The following is a 355-nucleotide window of genomic DNA, read 5'->3' as shown; positions in this document are numbered from 1 at the left end:
CAAATAATCCGCTCTTGGGCGACCTTTTTAAAACTAAACATTTTTAGTTTTGGCGGCATAATATCCACTACCAAATCTACTTTTTGCATTTGTAAGTCTTGAAACTGTTCCGCCTCTAATACTGGTGAATTACGTAGCACCACCCTGACAGACAAATTAGCTAATGCTGTATCTAATTGCGGTTGTAATAAATCGATAACAGCTTCATTGGCATAAATGGTAAAAACTCTTCTAGAGGTACTGGGATCGAACGCTTTAACTCCCATCAAAGTTTGTTCAATGGTATCTAGCATTGGCTGAACAGTATTAAATATATGTAACCCTGTTGCTGTAGGTTCAATACCACGACCAACAC

General features: G+C 38.0%; 1 protein-coding gene. It reads right to left on the bottom strand.

All coding sequences use genetic code 11. The features are described 5' to 3' along the window. The coding region (locus AAEZ00_RS20730) for a type 2 periplasmic-binding domain-containing protein (protein ID WP_502959350.1) at positions 1-355 on the bottom strand (355 nt) is incomplete at both ends.

This window comes from Shewanella sp. S1-49-MNA-CIBAN-0167 (assembly GCF_040310145.1).
GTDB classification, from domain to species: domain Bacteria; phylum Pseudomonadota; class Gammaproteobacteria; order Enterobacterales; family Shewanellaceae; genus Shewanella; species Shewanella psychromarinicola.
Note: the sequence above shows the minus strand (reverse complement) of the source record. Positions and strands in the feature narration are given on the sequence as shown.